General features: G+C 67.7%; 22 protein-coding genes. 16 read left to right on the top strand and 6 right to left on the bottom strand.

Features of this window, described 5'->3' with window-relative positions:
- The first annotated feature begins 139 nt into the window (after positions 1-139).
- Both ACNA0R_RS10350 and ACNA0R_RS10345 read left to right on the top strand, forming a co-directional pair.
- Positions 140-1060, top strand: coding sequence for an SDR family NAD(P)-dependent oxidoreductase (locus tag ACNA0R_RS10350; protein ID WP_415825900.1), 921 nt, complete (start codon positions 140-142; stop codon positions 1058-1060).
- Entirely contained in the window at positions 1047-1550 is a 504-nt protein-coding gene (locus ACNA0R_RS10345) for a DUF1097 domain-containing protein (protein WP_415825899.1), read from the top strand. The genes ACNA0R_RS10350 and ACNA0R_RS10345 overlap by 14 nt, the downstream gene beginning before the upstream one ends.
- Positions 1551-1552: 2 nt before the next feature.
- On the opposite strand, the gene ACNA0R_RS10340 is transcribed toward ACNA0R_RS10345, so the two are convergent.
- Positions 1553-2449: a LysR substrate-binding domain-containing protein gene (locus tag ACNA0R_RS10340; RefSeq protein ID WP_415825898.1), complete on the bottom strand. Its 897-nt coding sequence runs from the start codon at positions 2447-2449 to the stop codon at positions 1553-1555.
- A 116-nt stretch (positions 2450-2565) separates the two neighbouring features.
- Between ACNA0R_RS10340 and ACNA0R_RS10335 the strand changes: the two genes are divergently transcribed.
- The 10 genes from ACNA0R_RS10335 to ACNA0R_RS10290 all read left to right on the top strand — a co-directional run bounded on the left by ACNA0R_RS10335 (position 2566) and on the right by ACNA0R_RS10290 (position 13642).
- Positions 2566-3153, top strand: coding sequence for a cysteine dioxygenase family protein (locus tag ACNA0R_RS10335; RefSeq protein WP_415825897.1), 588 nt, complete (start codon positions 2566-2568; stop codon positions 3151-3153).
- Positions 3154-3166: 13 nt separating this feature from the next.
- The gene (gene metC / locus ACNA0R_RS10330) at positions 3167-4360 is read left to right on the top strand and encodes a cystathionine beta-lyase (protein ID WP_415825896.1); all 1194 of its coding nucleotides are present in this window, start codon (positions 3167-3169) and stop codon (positions 4358-4360) included.
- Positions 4361-4521: 161 nt separating this feature from the next.
- Entirely contained in the window at positions 4522-6198 is a 1677-nt protein-coding gene (locus ACNA0R_RS10325; RefSeq protein WP_415825895.1) for a rhodanese-like domain-containing protein, read from the top strand.
- Positions 6199-6267: 69 nt separating this feature from the next.
- Positions 6268-7086 carry an ABC transporter substrate-binding protein gene (locus tag ACNA0R_RS10320; RefSeq protein WP_415825894.1) on the top strand — a complete coding sequence of 273 codons (819 nt, stop codon included), beginning with the start codon at positions 6268-6270 and terminating at the stop codon, positions 7084-7086.
- Positions 7087-7103: 17 nt separating this feature from the next.
- Entirely contained in the window at positions 7104-7799 is a 696-nt protein-coding gene (locus ACNA0R_RS10315; RefSeq protein ID WP_415825893.1) for an amino acid ABC transporter permease, read from the top strand.
- Positions 7800-7802: 3 nt separating this feature from the next.
- On the top strand, positions 7803-8495 hold the full coding sequence (locus ACNA0R_RS10310; protein WP_415825892.1) for an amino acid ABC transporter permease: 693 nt from the start codon (positions 7803-7805) through the stop codon (positions 8493-8495).
- A 23-nt stretch (positions 8496-8518) separates the two neighbouring features.
- The gene (locus ACNA0R_RS10305) at positions 8519-9244 is read left to right on the top strand and encodes an amino acid ABC transporter ATP-binding protein (protein ID WP_415825891.1); all 726 of its coding nucleotides are present in this window, start codon (positions 8519-8521) and stop codon (positions 9242-9244) included.
- Between the two features lie 78 nt (positions 9245-9322).
- Entirely contained in the window at positions 9323-10291 is a 969-nt protein-coding gene (locus ACNA0R_RS10300) for a Bug family tripartite tricarboxylate transporter substrate binding protein (protein ID WP_415825890.1), read from the top strand.
- Positions 10292-10328: 37 nt separating this feature from the next.
- Entirely contained in the window at positions 10329-12629 is a 2301-nt protein-coding gene (locus tag ACNA0R_RS10295) for a molybdopterin guanine dinucleotide-containing S/N-oxide reductase (RefSeq protein ID WP_415825889.1), read from the top strand.
- Positions 12626-13642 (top strand): M14 family metallopeptidase, encoded by a 1017-nt coding sequence (locus ACNA0R_RS10290; RefSeq protein ID WP_415825888.1) that lies wholly within the window; start codon positions 12626-12628, stop codon positions 13640-13642. Before ACNA0R_RS10295 ends, ACNA0R_RS10290 begins: the two co-directional genes overlap by 4 nt.
- A 116-nt stretch (positions 13643-13758) precedes the next feature.
- Here the strand turns inward: ACNA0R_RS10290 and ACNA0R_RS10285 are convergent, their stop codons facing one another.
- Both ACNA0R_RS10285 and ACNA0R_RS10280 read right to left on the bottom strand, forming a co-directional pair.
- Entirely contained in the window at positions 13759-14991 is a 1233-nt protein-coding gene (locus tag ACNA0R_RS10285; RefSeq protein WP_415825887.1) for an ATP-grasp domain-containing protein, read from the bottom strand.
- Between the two features lie 49 nt (positions 14992-15040).
- The gene (locus tag ACNA0R_RS10280; RefSeq protein WP_415825886.1) at positions 15041-16612 is read right to left on the bottom strand and encodes a pyridoxal phosphate-dependent decarboxylase family protein; all 1572 of its coding nucleotides are present in this window, start codon (positions 16610-16612) and stop codon (positions 15041-15043) included.
- A gap of 334 nt (positions 16613-16946) precedes the next feature.
- Here ACNA0R_RS10280 and ACNA0R_RS10275 point away from each other — a divergent pair, with 334 nt between their 5' ends.
- Complete coding sequence (locus ACNA0R_RS10275; RefSeq protein WP_415825885.1) at positions 16947-18401, top strand: MFS transporter; 1455 nt, start codon at positions 16947-16949, stop codon at positions 18399-18401.
- A 31-nt stretch (positions 18402-18432) separates the two neighbouring features.
- Here ACNA0R_RS10275 and ACNA0R_RS10270 read toward each other — a convergent pair whose 3' ends face one another.
- Together ACNA0R_RS10270 and ACNA0R_RS10265 are read right to left on the bottom strand one after the other, a co-directional pair.
- Complete coding sequence (locus tag ACNA0R_RS10270; RefSeq protein WP_415825884.1) at positions 18433-19185, bottom strand: SRPBCC family protein; 753 nt, start codon at positions 19183-19185, stop codon at positions 18433-18435.
- Between the two features lie 16 nt (positions 19186-19201).
- Positions 19202-19708, bottom strand: a complete 507-nt coding sequence (locus ACNA0R_RS10265; protein ID WP_415825883.1) for a DUF6496 domain-containing protein — start codon at positions 19706-19708, stop codon at positions 19202-19204.
- A 204-nt stretch (positions 19709-19912) separates the two neighbouring features.
- Here ACNA0R_RS10265 and ACNA0R_RS10260 point away from each other — a divergent pair, with 204 nt between their 5' ends.
- Complete coding sequence (locus ACNA0R_RS10260; protein WP_415825882.1) at positions 19913-20128, top strand: dodecin; 216 nt, start codon at positions 19913-19915, stop codon at positions 20126-20128.
- 18 nt (positions 20129-20146) lie between these two features.
- On the opposite strand, the gene ACNA0R_RS10255 is transcribed toward ACNA0R_RS10260, so the two are convergent.
- Positions 20147-20695, bottom strand: coding sequence for an NADPH-dependent FMN reductase (locus ACNA0R_RS10255; protein ID WP_415825881.1), 549 nt, complete (start codon positions 20693-20695; stop codon positions 20147-20149).
- 258 nt (positions 20696-20953) lie between these two features.
- Here ACNA0R_RS10255 and ACNA0R_RS10250 point away from each other — a divergent pair, with 258 nt between their 5' ends.
- Entirely contained in the window at positions 20954-21517 is a 564-nt protein-coding gene (locus ACNA0R_RS10250) for an antibiotic biosynthesis monooxygenase (protein ID WP_415825880.1), read from the top strand.
- Positions 21518-21617: 100 nt separating this feature from the next.
- The gene (locus tag ACNA0R_RS10245) at positions 21618-22469 is read left to right on the top strand and encodes a mechanosensitive ion channel family protein (protein ID WP_415825879.1); all 852 of its coding nucleotides are present in this window, start codon (positions 21618-21620) and stop codon (positions 22467-22469) included.
- The last annotated feature ends 5 nt before the right edge of the window (positions 22470-22474 follow it).

Genomic DNA, 22474 nt, shown 5'->3' with positions numbered 1-22474 from the left:
GTAGCCGAGGGATGCAGCAGTAATCCTGGCGCGGCCACATTGTTGTGGCGAATTGAATTCCGAAATTCATTTCAAGGCATTTATCCGCGCTCCGTTACCGACAAGAATGACTGCCATGGAAAGATTCAGGGAGATATCCATGGCCTACACCATCCTGGTCACCGGCGCGTCGTCCGGCTTCGGCGCGATGGCGGCGCGCGCGCTCGCGCAGGCCGGGCATGTGGTCTACGCATCCATGCGCGAAACCACGGGACGCAATGCGCCGCGCGTGCGGGAGATCGCCGAATGGTCGGCCGCGCACGCGGCCAAGCTGCGGGCCGTTGAGCTGGACGTTCAGTCCGAGGCTTCCATCGATGCCGCGGTGGCCCGGGTTCTGGCGGAGCAAGGCCGGCTGGACGTGATCGTCCACAACGCCGGCCATATGGCCTTCGGGCCGGCCGAGGCCTTTACGCCGGCGCAGTTCGCCGAGCTGTACGACATCAATGTGCTGGGCACGCAGCGGGTGAATCGCGCGGTGCTGCCGGTGCTGCGCCGGCAGGGCCGGGGGCTGCTGTTGTGGGTGGGCAGCTCCAGCCATCGCGGCGGTACGCCGCCCTATCTGGCGCCGTACTTCGCCGCCAAGGCGGCGATGGATGCGCTGGCGGTGAGCTATGCCGGCGAAGTGGCGCGCTGGGGGATAGAGACCAGCATCATCGTGCCGGGCGCTTTCACCAAGGGCACCAACCACTTTACGCACGCGGGCGCCCCCGCCGACCACGGCCGGCAGGTCGAGTACGACACCGGCCCCACCCGAGGCCTTGCCGACGAGATACTGACCAACCTGGTGGCCTGTGAACCGCCCGACGCCGATCCGGCCAGCGTCGCCCGCGCCATCGTCGATATCGTCGACGCGCCTTATGGCCGCCGGCCGTTCCGCGTGCACGTCGATCCTTCGGACGACGGCTGCGCGGTGGTCGGGGCGGTGGCCGACCGCATTCGCGCCGAATTCCTGCGGCGCGTCAACCTGGGCGACCTGCTGTCGCCGCGCATCGATAGGGAGTCCCTCCATGGCCGGCAATAATCTGGGCAAGCATCTGAAAGTCGTGCTGGGCGAATCGATCGTCGCCTCATCGGCGGCCACGGTCAGCACGCTGGCGCTGGAACTGCCGGTCTGGGCCATGTTCGTCGGCTGGATCGCGTACTTCACCCGTGGGTTGAATCTGCGTAGCGGGCTGGTGAACCTGGCTTGCGTGCTGATGGGCGTGGCCTTGGGCATAGGCGCGGCCCACGTCCTGGGCGCGCTGTCGCCCGTGCTGGGCGAGTATGCGATCAGCGCCGTGGTGGTGGCCGTTACGGCCATCGCGTTGTCGTTGGCCCGATTACCGGTCTTCAACAATCTGCTGGGGTTCTTCCTGGGACTGGTGGCGTATTTCGCGTCGCACATGCCACCGACGCCGACGACATTCGCGACCCTCGGCCTGGCGGCCGCGATAGGCGGCGTCGCGGCGTTCTCCGCCCATGCCTGGCAGCATCGCGTCCATGAGGCCGGGCGCGCGCGCTCCGAAGGCTAGCGTCAGAACTGCCGCGCCTGCACGCTGGCGGTCGGCGTACCGCGCTCGGTCAAGCCCATTTTCGCGATCAGCATGTCGAAGACATAGCGCGTCAGGGGGTTGATCGAATCCGTGCGCATCCACAGAAAGTAGTTGGCGTCCGGCAGCGGCGGCAGCCCGTCTTTTTCGCCCAGCACGCGCATATCCGGTCCCAGGAATTCGATGCTGCGCGCCGTCACCCCCAGCCCGGCGCGCACCGCCGCGCGGATGCCCACCAGGTTGGGCGCGACGTAGTTGGTCTGCCACGGTACGCGCGCCTGCTCCAGCGCGTTCAAGGCCAGCCGCCGGAACAGGCTGGGGTCGTCCGCCAGGACCAGCGGCACCGGCGCGCCGGCGTCATGCACATAGCCCGCGGATGCGATCCAGGCGGTGGGCGACGTCCGCAGGATGACGCCCTCATAAGCGGGATCGAAGCGCGTCGAAATGCTCAGGTCCAATTCGCCGGCTCGCAACGCGTTCATCAGGAAGGGGCTGCGGTCCACGCGTATCTCCAGCCTGACGCGCGGCGACCAGCGCGTGATGTGCGTCAATACCGTCGGCAGCAGCGTTTCCGCCACGTCATGCGGTGAACCCAGGCGCAGTTCGCCTTCCAGCTGGCCATCCTGCATCGCCCGCATCGCTTCGTCGTTGATGGCCAGCATGTGGCGCGCGTAATCCACCAGCTTGCGCCCGTGCGGCGACAGCAGCTTGTTGCGGCCTTGCTTCTCGAACAATGGCAGGCCGACGATGCTTTCCAGGCGCTGCATCTGCTGCGTGATCGCCGATTGGGTCTTGTGCAGCCGCTCGGCCGCGGCCGAGAATGTCTGGGCCTGGTCTATGGCAGCCAGGGTACGCAGCAGATCCAGGTCCAGGTTGCGCATGCCTACTCCGACATATTACGGAAGCTAATGAGTTATTAAATCAATTTAATTTGTCATGCCGCTGGCAGGCCCGTAGAGTAACGCCAAAATCGCATCACCTACAGGAGTTTCCGCTCATGGCTGGCTTACATCCGCATAACAAAGACATTACGGCAGCGATAGAAAACATAAAGGATACTGTACAAACACAGGGCCTGAGCCGGGACAGCCTGGACGATGTCCTGCGCACCGTGATCGGCCTGGCCAGCCATGCCGACTGGTGGGGCGCGGACCGTTACCCCGCCCCGGAAGGCGATGAGCGCCAGGCGCGGTATCTGATCAGCGAGACTCCCGACAAGACCTACGCGCTGTATCTGAACGTGATGCGACCGGGCAAGAAGATCGTCCCGCACAACCACACCACCTGGGCCTGCATCGCCGCGGTGGAAGGCATCGAATACAACTACGTCTACGATCGCCTGGACGACGGCAAGCAGCCCGGCGTCGCGCGGCTCGAAAAGACCGGCACCGTGGTGGTCGAGCCCGGCACCGGCATCGCCCTGATGCCCGACGACATCCATGCCGTGGAAATCCGCGGCGACGGCGTCATCCGCCATCTGCATATGTACGGCCGCGCGCTGGAGACGCTTTCCGAGCGCCTGTCCTTCGACCTGGATGCCGGCACCTGCAAGGTCATGCCCATAGGCGTGCAGACGCGCCGCTGAACGGAATCCCATCATGGATGAACAGTACAAGCCTGGCACGCGGCTATTGCGTGCCGGGCGGCCGCATCGCGGCTGGGTCAACACGCCCGTCACGCGGGCCAGCACCTATATCTACGACAGCGTGCAGCAATGGCGCGATACCCGCGCCCGCCGCGATAAGGAACGCCTGCTGTCCTATGGCGCGCGCGGAACCGACAGCACCCACGCCCTGGAAGACGCGCTGGTCGAGCTGGAAGGCGGCTATCGCGCCAAGGCCTATCCGACGGGCCAGGCCGCCATCGCCGTGGTGCTGCTGGCTTATCTGAAGGCCGGCGACCACGTGCTGATCACCGATGCGGTGTATGAGCCGGTGCGGCGCTTTTGCTCGGAACAGTTGTCCCGCTGGGGCATCGAGTACAGCTACTACCAGCCCGACGGCAGCGATCTGCCTGACCAGATCCGCCCCAATACCCGCATGATCTATGCGGAGTGCCCCGGCTCGCTGGTCTACGAGATGATGGACCTGCCGGCAGTCGCCGAACTGGCGCGACGTCACGATTGCTGGCTGGCGGTGGATAACACCTGGGGCTCGGGCCTGCTGTATCGGCCGCTGACGCTGGGCGCCGATATCTCGGTGACCGCCGCGACCAAGTACCTGGGCGGCCACGCCGACGTGATGATGGGCACGGTGGTCACGAACGAACGGGCCTGGGCGCCGCTGGAGCGGGCCACCGTGGATCTGGGCCAGACCGTGGGCGCCGACGATGCCTATCTGGTGCTGCGCGGTCTGCGTTCCATGCCGGCGCGCCTGGCCATGCACGAGCGGCACGCGCTGCGCGTCGCCGAATGGTTGCAGAAGCGGCCGGAAGTCGCGCGGGTGCTGTGTCCCGCCTTGCCCGATCATCCCGGCCATGCGCTGTGGAAGCGGGATTGCAGCGGCACCAATGGCCTGCTTTCCATCGAATTCACGCGCGGCATCCAGGATGCCGACGTCGAGCGGATGATCGATGCTTTCCAGCTGTTCGGCCTGGGCGCGTCGTGGGGCGGTTTCGAAAGCCTTTGCGTGCCGGCGTATATGACGCGTGCGCGCACGGTGGCGGACTGGTCCGGCCGCGGATCGGTGCTGCGCCTGCATATCGGCCTGGAGGATCCCGAGGACCTGATCGCCGACCTGGAGCAGGCCATGGCCGCGCTGAAACACCAGCCCGCTGAACCGCTGAACCGCTGAACCGCTGAACCGCTGAACCGCTGAACCGCTGAACCGCTGAACCGCTGAACCGCTGAACCGCTGAACGCGGCGCGCACGCGCCGTTGCACACCCACCATCCCGGCACGCCGCGTCCGCGCGGCGTGAGGGGACGTTTTTTTCCTCGATTCTCGCAGACCTACATGACCCAGCCCCATACCGACGCTACGTCCATTCCGCGCATCGACGCCGCCACGCTGAAGCGCTGGCTGCATGACGGCGCCGAAATCGGCTTGCTGGACGTGCGCGAGCACGGCCAGTATGGCGAAGGGCATCCTTTCCTGGCGGTGTCCCTGCCGTACAGCCGGCTGGAGATCGAGGCCCCACGCCTGTTGCCGCGCAAGACCGCGCGCCTGGTCGCCTTCGACGACGGCGATGGCGTGGCGCCGCGCGCCGCGGCGGCGCTGCAAGCACTGGGTTATACGGACGTCCACGTGCTGCAGGGCGGCGCACCCGCCTGGCGAGCCGCCGGCTATACCTTGTTCGCCGGCGTCAACCTGCCCAGCAAGACCTTCGGCGAACTGGCCGAACATATCTGCCATACGCCCCGCATCAGCGCCACCGATCTGGCGGATCGCCAGCGCAGGGGGGACAAGCTGGTGGTGCTGGACGGCCGGCCGTTCACCGAATACGCCAAGATGAATATCCCGGGCGGCATCTGCTGCCCGAACGGCGAGCTGGCCTTGCGCATCCAGGACCTGGTGCCCGATGCGGAGACCACCATCGTCATCAACTGCGCGGGCCGCACGCGCAGCATCATCGGCGCGCAGACGCTCATCAACCTCGGCGTGCCGAATCCGGTCATGGCGCTGGAGAACGGCACCCAGGGCTGGTACCTGGCCGATCTGCCGCTGGAGCACGGTTCCAGCCGCAAATACCCCGAGGCCATGCCGGCCCGCGAGCTGCCCGCGCTGCGTGAGCGCGCGGAGGCGCTGGCGCGCCAGTACGGCGTCGATACCGTGGACGCCGCCCAGGTGCGCGCATGGCTGGCGGATGCCGCCCGCACCACCTATCTGTGCGACGTGCGCACCGCGGAGGAATACGCGGCCGGCACGCTGGCCGGCGCGCAGCATACGCCCGGCGGCCAGTTGATCCAGGCCACCGACCAGTACATCGGCGTGCGCAACGCCCGCATCGTATTGATCGATAGCGAAGGCGTGCGCGCCCCGGTGGTCGGCAGCTGGCTGAAGCAGATGGGATGGGATGTCCACGTGCTGCGCGAAGGCGTCGCCGCCGATGTGCCGGGCGGCGCCGCGACGGCGTCCGGAACCGCCGGGAACGGCGTGGCGGCCGGCAATGCCGTTACCGCATCGACCGGCGTTCCCGCGACGGACCTGCCTGCTCCGCCTCCCATCGCCGCCACCGATCTGGCGGCGGCGCAGCGCGCTGGCGCGGTCCTGGTGGACGTGCGTCCCGGCATGGCCTATCGCAAGGGCCACATCGCCGGCGCGATATGGTCGATACGACCGCGCCTGCACACGCTGGATCTGCCGCGCGATGCGCGCGTCGTGCTGCTGGCCGCCGAGCCGGCCGTCGCCGCGCTCGCCGCGCGCGAACTGGCCGCATCGGGCATCACGCAAACGCAAGTGAACTGCGAGGGCCTGAACGCCTGGCGCGCGGCCGGCCTGAAGATCGAGTCGGGCGCCGATGTGCCGGCCGACAAGGACTGCATCGACTACCTGTTCTTCGTCCATGACCGCCATGACGGCAACAAGGCCGCGGCGCGGCAATACCTGGCCTGGGAAACCAACCTGATCCACCAGATCGACGAGCAGGAGCGGTCGCTATTCCGTTTTCCTGTCGGTTCCGTCGCGGACTGACAGCCATCGCCGGCCATCGGGGCCCGGTGCGAGCCACGCGAAGTACATCACCAAAGAAGGGGAACAACGATGAGAAGCACTGTAAGCCTGTTTGCCGCGGCCGCCGCGCTGAGCGCCGGCCTGGCCCACGCCGATGCGCTGGACACCGTCAAGGCGCGCGGCAAGCTGATCTGCGGCACGCAAAGCGCCAGCGTGCCCTACGCCTACCAGGACACCGCCACGCGCAGCTTCGTCGGCTACGACGTGGATATGTGCGCGGCCCTGGCCAAGGGCCTGGGCGTGGCGCTGGAGCACAAGCCGCTGTCCACCGAGGCGCGCATCCCCGAGCTGAAAATGGACCGGGTGGACGTGGTCGCCGGCTCCATGGCCTACCTGCCGGAGCGCGCGCAGCAGGTCGACTACAGCCTGCAGTATCTGCAGGGCAGCATCAAAGTGCTCGTGCGCAAGAATTCCGGCATCGCGTCGCTGAAGGACCTGGCCGGCCGCAAGGTGTGCGCGTCCAAGGGTTCGAGCTCCGCGGCGATCGCCGCGCGCGTGCTGCCGAACTCGCAGGTGCTGTCCTTCCAGGACGTGGCTTCCTGCTACCTTGGGCTGCAGAACGAAAAGGTCGACGGCTTCACCGCCGGTGAGCTGATCCTGAAGCGCTTCGAACTGGATTCGCAGAAAACCGGCACGCCGGTCGTGCTGCTGCCCGAACCCACCTACGTCGAGCATATCGGCGTGGTGGTCAACAAGGGCAATCCCAAGTTGCTGGCGGCCGTCAACAAGGTGATCCAGGACATGGACAAGGACGGCACGCTGGACGCCATGTACAACAAATGGCTGGGCGCGGATTCCATCTACAAGCTGACCCGCACCTTCAAGGTCGAGCCGGTGGACGCCGAGTAAGGCGGAAGGGAAGCGTCATGCATTTCGATTTCGCTTTCCTGACCGGCGGCAACTACGGCGCCACGCTGCTGGCGGGGGCGCTGACCACGGTGCGCCTGTTCGCCGGCGCCTGGCTGCTGGGCTTCGCGATCGCGCTGGTGCTGGTGGTGCTGCGCACGATCCCGTGGCGTCCGTTGCAGGCGCTGGTGGCGGCTTTCGTCGAGTACCACCGCAACGTGCCCACCGTGGTGCAGATCATGGTCTGGTATTTCGGCATGCCGCAGGTGCTGCCGGATGGCCTGCGCCTGTGGATCAATCGCGGCGACACCGAGTTCCTGTTCGGCCTGATCGCGCTGAGCCTGAACGTCAGCGGCTTCATGTCCGAGGACATCCGCGCCGGCCTGCGCGCCATACCCGGCACGCAGATCGAGGCCGCGCGGTCCGTCGGACTGGGCGCCTGGGGCGCGCTGCGCTACGTGATGCTGCCGCAGGCGATACGCATCGCCGTGCCGCCGCTGATCAATCGTTCGCTGATCCTGTTCAAGGACACCAGCCTGGCGATGGTGATCGGCGTGGGCGAGCTGACCTATCAGGTCAAGGCGATCGAGAACCAGACCTTTCGTTCGTTCGAGGTGTTCGCCGTGTCGACCGCCCTGTATCTGGCGGCCTCGCTCGCATTGATGGGCCTGGGCGCCTGGTTCGGCCGCCGGTATCCGCCGGCTTTCAGGAGATGAGCCATGTGGCAGATCCTGCATGACTATGGCCTGATGTTCCTGGTGGGCGCCTGGCCGCAAGGGCCGCTGGGCGGCATGGCCGCCACGCTGATCCTGGCGGGCGCCGGACTGGCGATCTCCTTTCCGCTGGCCATCTGCCTGGGGCTGGCGCGCACCAGCACGTATCGCGCGCTGCGCTGGCCGGCCACGGCGTGGGTGTATGCCTTTCGCGGCGTGCCGCTGATCATGATCATCTTCTGGGCGTATTTCGTCCTGCCGCTGTTGACGGGCGCCACCGTGCCGGCCTTCGCCACGGCCCTGTGCGCGATCGTGCTGTACGAATCGGCCTTCCTGGGCGAAATCGTGCGCGCCGGCCTGGAGGGCCTGCCGCCGGGCCAGACGGAGGCATCGCGCGCCCTGGGGCTGACCTACGCGCAGTCCATGCGGCACGTGATCCTGCCTCAGGCGCTGGCGAATATGATCCCGTCGCTGGTCAACCAGTTCGTGTCGACCATCAAGGCCACGTCCATCGTCTATGTGATCGGGGTGCAGGAAGTGACGTTCGCCGCGCAGCAGGTCAACAGCATGGAAATGGCCCATGCCCTGCAGACTTTCCTGGTCCTGGCCGCGCTGTATTTCGTGCCGTGCTTCGGCCTGTCGCGCCTGGCGGCCCGCCTGGAGCGCAGCCTGGCGCGCAGGCGGCTGCGCGCCGCATGATCCACCGCGCATAGGAGATTGCCGTGATAGAACTCGACAACGTACAGAAATGGTATGGCAGCTACCACGCGCTGGATAGCATCCACGGACGCGTGGAGCCAGGCCAGGTCGTGGTGGTCTGCGGCCCGTCCGGCTCCGGCAAGTCGACGATGATACGCACCATCAACCGGCTGGAGCCGATACAGGGCGGCGCGATCCGCGTCGCCGGCCAGGATATCCACGCGCCCGGCCGCGACATCAACGCGCTGCGCGCCGGCATCGGTTTCGTCTTCCAGCAGTTCAATCTGTTTCCGCATCTGTCGGTGGCGGACAACATCATGTTGTCGCCGCTGCGCGTGGCCGGCATGCCGCGCGAGCGGGCGGCCGCGCTGGCGCGCGAGCTGCTGGCCAAGGTGGGGCTGGAGCACAAGTTCGACGCCATGCCGGCCAGCCTGTCCGGCGGGCAGCAGCAGCGCGTTGCGATCGCCCGCGCCTTGGCCCAGCATCCGCCGCTGATCCTGTTCGATGAGCCCACCAGCGCCCTCGATCCGGAGATGGTGGGAGAAGTGCTGGCCGTCATGAAGCAACTGGCGGCCGAAGGCATGACCATGGTCGTGGTCACCCATGAAATGGGCTTCGCGCGCGAGGTGGCGGATCGCATCTGGTTCATGGACCAGGGCCGTATCCTGGAGGACACCACGCCCGAACAGTTTTTCTCCAGCCCGGAACACCCGCGCGCGCGCAAGTTCCTGGCCGACGTTTTGCACTGAGTTTTCCATCGTTAACCGTTTCATCAACCATGGCGGCGGCCGCGGCACCGCGGATCGCCGTCGACAAGGGGAAGTGCCATGCAGCTCAAGTCAATTACCGCCTTCGGCGCGGCCGCGCTGTGCGCGATCGCCATTTCGTCCCCGGCCCAGGCCGCCTATCCGGATCCGGCCGTGCCGGTGCGCATCGTGGTCGGTTTTCCGCCGGGCGGCGGCGCCGACGTACTCGCGCGCGCGGCCGCGCTGGGCGTCTCCAAGGCGCTGAGCACCAACGTGGTGGTGGAGAACCGCCCCGGCGCCAGCGGCATCATCGCCACCGACTACGTGGCCCGCGCCAAGCCCGACGGCTATACGCTGTATATCGCCACGCCGGGTTCGCTGACCATCCTGCCCAGCCTGCAGAAGGTGCCCTATAACCCGGCCAAGGACTTCACGCCGATTTCGCTGCTGGTGACGATGCCCAACGTGCTGGTCACCAGTCCCAAGTCGGGCATCAACAGCATCCAGGACCTGATCGCGCGGGCCAAGTCCGGCAAGGACGTCACCTATGCCTCCGGCGGCAACGGCACGATAGGCCAGATGGCGGCCGAGCAGTTCAACATGATGGCCGGGATACGGATGCGCCATATTCCGTACAAGGGCACGACCCCCGCGCTGACGGACGTCGCCAGCGGCCTGGTGGAGGTGACCTTCTCCGATCCCTCGGTGAAGACGCTGGTCCAAGGCGGCAAGCTCAAGGCGCTGGGCGTGACCACGACCAAGGCCTCCGACGAGTTTCCCGGCGCGCCACCCATCGGGCAGGCCGTCCCCGGCTACGAGCTGACGAACTGGTACGGCGTCATCGCGCCCGCCGGCGTGCCGGCCGACATTGTCGCGCAGCTGAACAAGGCCTTCGCGCAGGCAATGGCGAATCCCGACATCATCAAGCAGCTGGCGGCGTCGGGCATGACGGCGACTTCGAACACGCCGACGGAGTTCGGTGAGCTGCTGAACAAAGAGCGCGCAAAATGGGCGGATCTGGTCAAGAAAGCCGATATCCGGCTGGACTGATGGCGGGCGGCGGCCGGTCCGCCGCGGGAGAAGCTGCATGACATCCATTCCGTCCGGGGAACGGCGTTACCCGCAACTGGCGCATTGGGGCGCCTTCACCGCCGTGGTGCGCGACGGCCGGCTGGTCGCCTGCGAGCCGTTCGAGCAGGACCCCGCGCCATCGCGCATGCTGGAAGCGATCGCGCCCATGGTGTATTCGCCCCGGCGCATCGCCCGGCCGGCGGTGCGCAAGTCCTGGCTGGCCACGCGCGGCGGCGCCGGCGGCGAAGCGCGCGGCCGCGAAGAATTCGTCGAGGTCGACTGGGACGTGGCGCTGGACCTGGTGGCCGCGGAGGTGGCGCGGACGCGGGACGAGCAGGGCGCCGAGGGGATTTTCTGCGGCTCCTATGGCTGGTCCTCCGCCGGCCGCCTGCACCACGCCCGGTCGCTGATACGGCGCTTCTATTTCGCGGGAGGCGGCGGCGTCGATCAGGTGGGCAATTACAGCTGGGGCACCGCGCAGTTCCTGCTGCCGCACGTTATCGGCACATACACTCCGCTGACCGGCCGCGTTACCTCGTGGCCCAGCATCATCGCGCATACCGACGTATTCCTGGCCTTCGGCGGACTGGCGCTGAAGAACGGCCAGGTTTCGTCGGGCGGCGCGGCGGAACATACGCAGGAATACTGGCTGCGCCAGCTGGCCGGCAAGGGCGCGCGGGTCATCAACGTCAGCCCGACCCGCGACGATTGTCCCGATTTCCTGAATGCCGAATGGATACCCATACGGCCGAATACCGACGTCGCCTTGATGCTGGCGCTGGCGTACGAGCTGCGCCGCGCGCAAGCCCATGACGCGGCATTCCTGGCCAGCCATTGCGTGGGCTATGAGGCGCTGGAAGCCTATTTCACGGGTACCGCCGATGGCGTGTCCAAAACGCCGGAGTGGGCGGCGCCCATCACGGGCATACCCGCCGGGCGCATCCGTGAACTGGCGCGCGCCCTGTGCGGCACGCGCAGCTATCTGACGTGTTCCTTCGCCGTGCAGCGCGCGCAGCACGGCGAGCAACCGTACTGGATGGCGATCGCGCTGGCGGCCATGCTGGGACAGATAGGATTGCCCGGCGGCGGTTTCGGTTTCGGCCATGGTTCCATGAACGGCGTGGGCAATCCGCGCATCGCCACGCCGGGTCCCGAAATGCCGGTGGGACGCAATCCCGCCGATCTGTCGATTCCCGTCGCGCGGCTGACGGAAATGCTGGAGCGGCCGGGCCAGCCTTATCCCTTCCAGGGTGAAACACGCCACTATCCCGATATCCATTTCATCCACTGGGCGGGCGGCAATCCTTTTCATCATCACCAGCAGTTGAACCGCCTGTTGCGGGCATGGCGCCGCAAGCCGCGCACCATCGTCGTCAATGAAATCTGGTGGACGCCGGTGGCGCGTCACGCGGACATCGTGCTGCCCATCACGACTTCATTGGAGCGCAACGATATCGGCGGCTCGTCGCGCGATCGCTATGCGCTGGCCATGCATCGCGCGATCGATCCGGTCGGCCAGGCGCGCAACGATCTCGACGTTTTCGCGGACCTGGCTGAACGGCTGGGGTATCGCGACCGCTATACCGAAGGCCGCGACGAGATGGCCTGGATTCGCCATATCTATGGGCAGTTCGCCCGGACGCAGCAACATGCCGGCATTACGCTACCGGACTTCGACGCGTTCTGGCGGCAAGGACACGTGAAGCTGCCGTCGCCGGCCAGGGACTACATCCTGTTCGAGGACTTTCGCAACGATCCGGTCGCGCATCCGCTGCGCACACCGAGCGGGCGCATCGAGCTCTACAGCGAAACCCTGGCGTCGTACGGCTGCGCGGATTGCGGGCCGCACCCGCGCTGGATGCCGCCGGCGGAGTGGCTGGGCGCCGAGGCGGCGAGCGCGTATCCGCTGCATCTGCTGACCGTGCAGCCGGCCGATCGCCTGCACAGCCAGCTGGACGCCGCCCCGCTGGCGCAGTCCAACAAAGTGGCGGGGCGCGAGGCCGTGCGCATGCATCCCGCCGACGCGCAAGCGCGCGGCCTGCGCGACGGCGACGTCGTGCGCCTGTACAACGGGCGCGGCGCCTGCCTGGCTGGCGCGCGGCTGGACGATGGACTGCTACCCGGCACGGTGGTGATGGCCACCGGCGCCTGGTTCGCGCCCCCGGCCAGCGGCGATGCGCCGGAAAACGCCGGAACCGCCAACGTCCTGACGCTGGACGTCGGCACTTCCACCCTGACACAGGGACCGAACGCCATGAGCTGCCTGGTGCAGGCGGAGCGCTGGACGGCCGGCCCCACCGATTCGATAGGAGCATGAGCACCATGGGCATCATCAAGGAATTTCTCTCGGTCCGCGACGGCGGCGCGCGTCGCCATGGCGCCATCGCCGTCGGCTCGATGTCGTCCGGCATGGCGGTTGAACTGCCTTATGTCGCGGTGCGCGGTGCGCGGCCCGGCAAGACGCTGTGGCTGCACGGGCAGGTGCATGGCGACGAAATCAACGGCATGGTGGCGGCCCTGCGCTTTGCCGCGCGGCTGGATCCGCAGGCCATGCGCGGAAACGTGGTCGTGACGCCCACGGGCAATCCGCACGCGCTCGACCTCCGGCGCAAACGCAATCCCTACGACGACCTGGATCTGGACCAGTGCTATCCGGGCAATGCGCGCGGCCTGATTTCCGAGCGGCTGGCTTATGCATTGATGAGCGAGATCCGCGATACCGCCGACCTCGTCATCAACCTGCATACGATGAATCCGCTGTTCGATGCGAAACCGTATGCCGTGTACAAGCTGCATCCCGATAGCGGCATCGGCGAGAGCGAGCTGCTGCGCGCCATCGCCTTGTTCGAGCCTAGCGTCGCCTGCCGCATGGATGTGGGCGGCAAGGGCGAGCTACCGGGCAATATCGCCGGCGCGCTCGATTATCAATGCCTGGCGGCGCGGATTCCCGCCTTCATGCTGGAACTGGGCGGAGGCAGCCGCTTCGAGCCCGCCAATGTGGCCCTGGCCGAACGCGGCTTCGAGCGCCTGGCGGCGCGGATGGGCATATTGGAAGGACAGGTCGAGGCGCCCGCGTCGGTGCGGCGGGTGACGCGGCGCGGCTGGATCACTTTCGATCACGGCGGCCTGTTCGTGCCGGAAGCACAGGCCGGCGACGAAGTGCGCAAGGACGGCCTGCTGGGCGCGGCGATGGATATTCATGGCACGGTGCGGGAGCACATCCGCGTGCCCGCCGACGGCATCATCATCGGCCTGCGTCGCGATCCCGTCGTGCATACCGGGGAGCGCGCCGCATTCGTCGGCTACGAGTGGGACAGCTATACGCTGTGACCGACCGCGCCGCTCCGGCGCGGGCCTGGAGCGGCGCGCCATGTCGTTCGGAGGGGCGCCGCCGCGGCCTGGCCGGGTCCTTCAGGAAAGGCGTGCGGGCCTTCCTTGTCTGTCGCTCAGGGAAAAGCCTTGCGCCGCAGCATGTCCTGGAAGGCCGCGAAAATCTTCCGCATGTATGGCGGCTTGTAGGGATACAGATCCTCCGGATCCATCGCGTGGATGACGCCGCAGGTATCGCCTTCGAAGACCAGCAGCCGGCCATCCGGCGTTTCGGCGCAATCCATCACCAGATAGTCCAGTCCCACGCGGCGATGGATTTCGGCGAAGGCCGCCGCATGGCGGCCGCCGAAGCCGCCGTCGAAGTCGCGCATCTGCTCCGCTTCCTCGGCCCGGTTGGCGGCGTTCTCCGCCATGTCGGCGTTCAGGTAATGCACCATCCAGCGCGGCGAGATGCCGAGATGGCCCAGGTAGGGCTTGCCGTCGATCAGCACCACGCGGTATTTGCGGTAGCGGCCGTCGGCGCTGCGGTACTCGACGAAACGCGACAGGTAGAACTCGGCGGCGTCGCTGCCGGCCAGGTACTCCGCCAGCTCGGCGGCGCGGTCGATCTTCGCCAGGCCATGTCCGGCATGGCTATCGACGGGGCGAACGAGTATGGGGTAGTCGATGCCGGGTAGCAGGCTGGCGGGGGCCGCGCCGCCATTGGCGATGGCGTCCAGCGCCGGGCGCTGAACCCGCGCGATCTCCGGCACGACCACGCCCGGCGCGCCTTGCAGCGCCGCCGCCAGGCCATCGCGCGAAGTCTTCAGCACGTGTTCGGGACGATTCACCACGGGGGTGTGCCACTGTCCCACGGGTTCGGCCAGCGCCTGCAGCAGCGGCCGATTCGCGGCCGACTCGCCTATGGCCACGATCAGCGCATCGTGCGGCGGCAGCGCGGCGGGCGCGGGCACGCCTTCCCCCACGTAGAGGATGTCGAGCGACACGTCGGAGTCGGCGACCAGGAATTCCAGCGGCGTGTTGGTCAGGAAGTCGCCGCAGGAAACCAGCGCCAGGAGGCGCACGCCGCCGGGGCGCGCCGCCGGCATGCGGTACAGCGGCTGGGCCTGCACCGCATGGCGTTGCAGCGCCAGCGCCGTGTCGCGCTGGCCCAGCAGCAGCAGCGTCATGGACAGGTCCAGCGCGGCATTGGCGTCGTCGGGGTCCTGCTGCGCGCGGGCCAGCAATTGCTGGCGCAGCCCGTCCAGGTCGCCTTGCTGGAAGGCCAGGGTGATCAGGCGCGCCTTGCCGATCAGCGGCGGGCGTTCGTCGACGGCGGTCGCTTCCGCATCGGTGGGTGGTGTCGTCATGGCGTTCATGTTCGCGGCCTTATCTGCGGCGTCGCCGATACGATGCCGGTCATGGTATGGGTTCCGGTTCCGGCGCAAGGGCTGCCAGCTCGGCGCCGATGCGCAATACCGCGTCGCACAGGCGGTCGACGTCGGCGGGCGTGGTGCGGTGATTGACGATGGCGGCGCGTATGGCGAGCACGCCGTTGACGCGCGTGGTGGACGGTGCGGCGATGCCGGACTCCTGCACGGCCTGCGCGATGGCGGCGTTCAGCAGGTCGCTGGCGGAAAGAGCGTCCACGGCGCCGGCGCCCGGCGCTCCGCGGGTGGCCGCGGGATCGCCGGCTGCCGCGTCATCCGCCGCGGTCTCGTCGCCGTTGCCCCGATAGCGGAAGCAAACGATATTCAAGGCCACGGGCGCCAGCAGTTCCAGCGCGGGCTCCGCCGCGACGCGGCGCGCCAAGTGCGCCGCGACATCGCAGGTGTGCGCGATCGCCGCGCCCAATCGGTCGGCGCCGTAGACCGTTAGCGTGAACCAGGTCTTCAGCGCGCGAAAGCCGCGCGACAAGTCCGGCCCGTAGTCGCACGGCCACGGCGAATCGGCGGCCATGCCGCGGCTTTCCCGGCTCAGGTAGGCCGCGCTCGCCTCGAAGGCCGCGCGATGCGTCGCGCCGTCGCGCACCAGGATGAATCCCGCGTCGTAGGGCACCTGCCCCCATTTATGGAAATCGAAGGCGATGGAATCGGCGCGCTCGATGCCGGCCAGCAAGGGCGCCAGCGCGGGCGACAGCATGGCCAGGGCGCCGAACGCCCCATCCACATGAAACCATGCGCCCGCGTCGGCGGCGATGTCCGCCAGGGTGTCGAGCGGATCGATTGCCCCGACGTCGACCGTGCCCGCCGTACCCGCGATCAGGAACGGCTGGAGTCCGGCGCGGCGGTCGGCCGCGATGGCGGCGCGCAAGGCCGCCGCGTCCATGCGGAAATCGCGGTCGACCGGAATCAGGCGCAGGGCATCCGAGCCCAGTCCCGTGATGTCCATGGCCTGGGCGATGCAGGTGTGCGCGCAGGCCGAGGTATAGGCGACCAGCCGCGGCGTTTGCGCCGCCACGCCGGTGCGGCGTACTTGCCGCCCCAGGGCTGCGGCGCGGGCCACCAGCACGCCCACCAGGTTGGCCATGGAGGTGCCGGTTACGAACAGGCCGCTGGCGGCTTCCGGGAAATTGAACAGTTCCCGCATCCAGCGCGTGATCTGCCGCTCCACCTCGACCGGGATCTGGTTGCGGCCGCCCAGGTTGGCGTTCAGGCCGGCGGCCAGCGTTTCGGCCAGCATGCCGACGGCGGTGCCGCCGCCATGCACCCAGCCCATGAAGCCGGGATGGGCGTTGCCCACGGCATAGGGCAGGATGTCGCGCATGAAGCGGCCGTGCGCGGCCTCCAGGCTGGAGGGCTGGCGCGGCAAAGGTTCGCTGAAGCCGGCGCGGACGCCGGCCGGCGCGGGCTGCCAGACAGGACGCTCGCGCAGGCCGGCCAGGTAGTCGAACATGTCGTCGAGCATTCTGTGGCCTTGCGCGCGCAGGTCCGTCCAGTCGACGGGATCCAGCGAACCGCCGGAAGGCGGCGCGGCGGGGGGAAGGGTCATGCGTATCTGCCGGAATGCAGGCTGCCGGGACAGGGGGGCGCGGGGACGCGCGGCACGGCAAGCAGCCGCAGGCATGTTGCCACTGCCCCGCCAGGAAGGGATACCGGATCAGCGGGCGACTACCGCCCCAGTTTGGGCTTTTGCCCCCCGCCGGGCAGGCCGGGCCGCGCAGGCCCCGCCGGACAGGCCGCGCCATGCAGGCCGGGCCGCGCAGGCCGGGCCGCCGACGCCTCCTGAGGGAAGGGCGCTTGCCAAGGCCGATACAATTTCGGACCGACCCGTAGCCCGCCTTATCGCCCCGGCAAGGCGTTCCGGGCGCCCAGCAGGAGCAAGCGTGAGCATCGAGCAGAAGGAAGGCCCGTCCACGGCCGATGACGCGGTGGATCAAGGCACGTCCCGCGGCGGACGTGGCGTGGCCTGGCTGGTCGCCGGCGCGTTCTTCATGGAAATGCTGGACGCCACCGTCATCACCACCGCGCTCCCCGAAATGGCGCAAAGCTTCGGCGTGCGGCCGGCGGATATGTCCATCGGTATGAGCGCCTACCTGCTGGCGCTCGCCGTGTTCATCCCCGTCAGCGGCTGGGTGGCGGACCGCTACGGCGCGCGCCGCGTGTTCGGCGGCGCGCTCGCCTTGTTCACCATCGCCTCCATTCTGTGCGGCCTGTCGCAATCGCTGCCGCAATTCACCTGCGCCCGCATTTTGCAAGGCCTGGGCGGGGCGATGATGGTGCCGGTCGGCCGCCTGGCCGTATTGCGCGTCACGCCCAGGCAGGATCTGGTCAAGGCGATCGCCATCATCACCTGGCCAGGCCTGGCGGCGCCCGTGATCGGCCCGCTGGTCGGCGGCATCGTCACCACGGCCTTGAGCTGGCATTGGATCTTTTTCCTCAACGTGCCCCTGGGGCTGATCGCACTGGCGGCCAACGCGCGGCTGGTGCGCGGCGGGCCGGGCGGCAGGCGCCCATTCGATCTTCCCGGCTTCATACTCACCGGCGTGGGCTGCAGCGTGCTCATGTATGCCGTCGACTTGTGCGGCAACCTCGACGTCGAAGCGGGGCTGGTGGCCGGCCTGATGGCGCTGGCGCTGCTGTCGCTGGCCCTGGCCGTGCGGCATCTGCGCCGCGCGCCGCATCCGCTGGTGGACCTCTCGCCCATGCGCTACCGCACCTTCGCCGTCACCATGTACGGAGGCTCCCTGTTCCGTATCGCGATCGGCAGCGCGCCGTTTCTGCTGCCGCTGATGTTCCAGGTCGGCTTCGGCCTGTCGCCCGTGCAGGCGGGTTCGCTGATGCTGGCCTTGTTCGCGGGCAATCTGGCGATGAAGCCCGCCACCAGCTGGGTGATGCGCACTTTCGGTTTCCGCCGCGTCCTGGTGGTCAACGGACTGTTCGTCGCCATCGGCTTCGGCTTGTGCGCCACCCTGACGGCGGGCACGCCGGCATGGTGGACTTCGGCGCTGCTGTTCTTCTGCGGCATGAGCCGCTCGATGCAATACACGGCGCTGAATACGCTGGGCTTCGCCGACGTCCCCAAGCCCGCCATGACCGGCGCCACCACGCTGTTCAGCGCTTGCCAGCAGCTCAATGCCGGGCTGGGCATCGCCTTCGGGGCGGTGGCGCTGCGCGTGGCCGAATGGCTCACCGGCCATGGCCAGGCCGCGCCGCAACCGCTGCAATTCCGCATCGCCTTGCTGCTGTCGGCCCTGTTGGCCGCGGTCGCGGTGCTGGACAGCGCGCGGCTGCCCGCCAATGCGGGCGCGGATATCAGCGGACACCGCAAACCCGCTTGAATCGGGCGCCGTATCGGGCCAGGCCCGACGCTCAATCGCCGTCTTCGCTGGCCGTGACGTGGTCCTGTCCCGCTTCCAGGAATCGCTTCAGCCGCAGCAGATCGTCGCGGGCCTGGGCGCCCGGCCGGTCGCCCCACAGCTTGGAGACGATGCGCCCGAGTTCGCCGGCCGGCGGCTCGTAGGCGATCACGGCCTGGATTTCCGTGCCCAGGCCGACGACGTCGCTGAAGGTCAGCGAACCGGTATGCCGCACCGGCGATTCAGGCGTCGACTCCCAGGCGATACGGCTGCCCGGCACATCTTCCGTAATCACCGTGTCCCATTCCAGCGCCCGACCCAGCGGCGCTTCGATGGTCCAGTGGCTGCGCCGGTCGTCCAGCACTTCGACGCTGCGCACGTGTTCCATGAACTGCGGAAGATTGCGGAACTCGCGGCAGAACGCGTAGACCTCGGCGATCGGCCGCTGCACGACGATGCGCTGGGACGACGCCGCCGCGGTGTTCCAGCCGCGTTCGGCGGCGATCGCGCGCTCATGCGGCGTCTTGGCCAGCCGCGCCTTGACGGCGCAGCGGCCGGACAGTCCGCGACTCAATAGCGCGCCGCCGAGCACCGCGGACAGGACGCCGACGATGCCGCCGCGGCGCAAGCCGGCCAGCACCAGCGCGCTGCCGCCGACCCCCGACATCCAGCGTTCGGTCTCATTCAGATTCGCCGGACCCAGCTCCGGTTTGGCGGACAGGAAGGCCAGCAATTGCGACACGTTCTTGGACGTAGTGGAAGCCATGAGGTTCTCCACCGTCCTAGCGCGCATGCTGGGCTTGCCGGTTGGCCGCGCGGGTCTTGGCGGCCTTGCGCGCCGCGGCCGAGCGGCCCGCCGCGCCCTTGGTCTGCGCGGCCTTGCGTGCCGCCGCCGAGCGGTCGGCCGACGTGCGCTTGCGCGCGGCCGTTTTGGCCTGCCCCGACAGCGCGCGCTTGGACGCGCCGGCGGTGCTTTCGCGCTTCAGGGCGCGAGTCGTTGCGGCCGAGCGCTTGGCGGACTTGGTCGCGCCGCGGCTGGCCTTGGCTTCATCCTGCTTGGCCTTCTTCTTGGTCGTCTTGGAAGCGGTGGATTTGGTCGGCACCTTGACGCCGGACCTGCGCGCCTCGGACAAGCCGATTGCCACGGCCTGCTTGGCCGAGCGCACGCCATGCTTGCCTTCGCGTACATGTTCGATCTGTTCACGCACGAATTCGCCGGCCTGGGTGGACGCCGACTTGCCTTGCTTCTTGTCGCGCTCCGCGCGAGCCAGGGTTTTGCGTTCAGGCATGGTCACCTCCATCGAAGAACGAGCCCCGGATGGGCCCGATGGGTGTCCGGCACTGGCAGCAAACCGCATGCCGTCCACTATGCGCCCGAGGGCCGGCGGCTGCGTGCAAGCTGAGCACGGCATTTGCGAAGGCAGCCATCGCGCGTCACTTCCGACGCGGTCGCCGGCGCGGTCCCGCCGCGCGCGGTTTCAAGGAGAACGCAAATGGCCAATCACGTTTACAAGCAGATCGAGCTGGTCGGCTCTTCCACCACGTCCAGCGATGACGCGATTTCGCGCGCGATCGAACGCGCCTCGTCCACCTTGCGCAATATCGAGTGGTTCGAAGTCACCAGCGTTCGCGGGCATATCGAAGAAGGCAAGGTGGCGCACTGGCAGGTCGGCTTGAAAATCGGCATGCGGATCGAAGAGGCCGGGTAGGGGACCGGCCGCGCCCGTTCAAGCGGCCAGTTTTTCCACCCAGGCCACATAGCGGTCCACCCACCCTTGCAGGAAGGCGCGGGTGTCGGCATTGGCGATGGCGCCGTCGGCGTCGAAGAATCCGTCCTTCATCTGCAGGAAGACTTCCGGGAGGGTCAGCGCCATCGACCCTTCCGCCGCCAGGATGTTGCGCAGATGCTGTTGCGCCATGGCCGTGCCGGCGTTGCTGGGCGATATGCCGACGATGCCGCTGGGCTTGCCCGTCCAGACATTCTGCCCGTAGGGGCGGGTACCCCAATCGATGGCGTTCTTCAGGGCCGCCGGAATCGAGCGATTGTGTTCGGGCGTCACGAACAGTACGCCATGCGATTCGCGCACGAGCGCCTTCAAGGCAACCGCCCCCGGCGGCATGGATTGGTCCAGGTCCTGGTTGTACAGGGGCACGTCCAGGTTGGCGTGCGTCAGTTTGAAGTGGGCCGGCATCAGTTTTTCCAGCGCGTGCGCCAGCTGGAGATTGAACGAAGCCTTGCGCAGGCTGCCCACGAGGACGGCGATCTTGTAGTCCATGTATCCACTCCATGAGGTGTTGAAGGCGTCTCAGTGTAGGGGACCAGGCCGGTTGGCGTCGTAACCAAAAGCGCGCACCAGAACGGTGCGAAAAGTCAGGGTTTTCACTGATACGGTGAATTGTGCGGTGCGGGATAAACCGCCCAATTCGTCCCTGGCCCCTGGCGCCCGGGGATATTGCGCTGCAAAAATTGGCACGACTATTGCTCTGGTACAGGCGCCAGTGCTGTATCTGGCCTGTCTCAGGAGTCGTTCGCCATGTCCGCCCCCGCGCTCGCCACGCCGGCCCCCGTCACCATGCTGATCACCCGCCAGATCGCGCCCGAACGCTATAGCGATTTCCTGGCCTGGATGCGCCAGGGCGAGATCCTGGCCGCGGGCTTTCCGGGTTTTCTCGGTTCGGGGGTGCTGCAGCCGCCGGAGGGCGGCGATCAATACCAGATCGTGCTGCGCTTTCACGACGAGGCCAGCCTGTCGCGCTGGGAGAACTCCCTGCCACGCAGGATGTGGCTGGAGCGCGGACGCGATCTGGTACGCGAGAGCCGCGTCCATCGTGCCACCGGCATGGATGCCTGGTTCGGCCCGCAGAAGAGCGCGCCGCCGCGCTGGAAGCAGGCTTTCTGTATCTGGGTGGTGTATTGCCCGTCGCTGCTGTTGTTCAACGTCGCGTTCCAGGAGCAGTTGTCGTCGCTGTCGCTGTTCTGGCGCGTGCTGGTGACGACCTCGACGATGAGCCCCATCCTGTCGTTCGTGCTGATTCCCTTCATCAGCCGGGTGCTGCACCGGTGGCTGCATCCGCGGCCAAGGCGCGCCGCGGCCTGATCGGGGGCTTGCTCATCTGCTAAAGTCCGCGTGCTTTCCGGCCGGCGCGCCGGGGCGCCGGGGTGGCACGGCTGCCGCCATGGACTTTCAGGAGTGACGCATGCAGCTCAATCTGGACGGCTTTGCCGCGATGATCCCCACGATGGTCGATCTCGGCCTGAACCTGCTCTGGGGCGTGGTGACGCTGGGGCTGGGATGGTGGATCGCCGGCGTACTGGGGCGCTGGGTGCGCCGCCTGGCGCAGCGTTCGGACCGCATCGACCGGACCATCGTTCCGATGTTCTGCACGACCGTGGTCTGGGCCGTGCGCATCTTTACGCTGATCGCCGTGCTGGCGCAGCTGGGCGTGCAAACGGCCAGCATCATCGCCGTGCTCGGCGCCGCCGGCCTGGCGGTGGGCCTGGCGCTGCAAGGGACGCTGCAGAACATCGCCGCCGGCATCATGCTGCTGATATTGCGGCCTATCCGGGCCGGCGAATACATCGCGCTGAGCTCCGGCAATGAAGGCACGGTCGAAGAAGTCGGCCTGTTCCTGACGCGGCTGGTGCAGGGCGACGGCATACATGTGACGCTGCCGAACAGCACGATCTGGAACGCCACCATTACCAACTACAGCCGCAATGCCACCCGCCGCTTCGACATGGCCGTGGGCATCCGTTATGGCGATGACCTGGATCTGGCGATGACGACGCTGCGCGATCTCGTCGACACGCATCCGCTGGCGCTGCAAACGCCCGCGCCGGATGTGCGCGTGTTCGAGTACCGCGACAACGTGGTGATCGTGAATACGCGGGTATGGGCGGAGTCGTCGCGCTATTGGGAGTTCCGCTGGGACCTGCTGCACAAGACCCGCCTGGCGCTGGATGCCGCCGGGCTGCGCCCGCCGGTGCCGGTGCGCGAGGTGGTCTACACGAACCGGGAAGAGGGCACGGCGCCCGCCGGGCGGGGTTGACGCGG

Source organism: Bordetella sputigena (genome assembly GCF_965137885.1).
Taxonomy (GTDB): domain Bacteria; phylum Pseudomonadota; class Gammaproteobacteria; order Burkholderiales; family Burkholderiaceae_B; genus Bordetella_C; species Bordetella_C sputigena.
The sequence above is the reverse complement of the archived record's forward strand: the minus strand, read 5'-3'. Positions and strand labels throughout refer to the sequence as shown.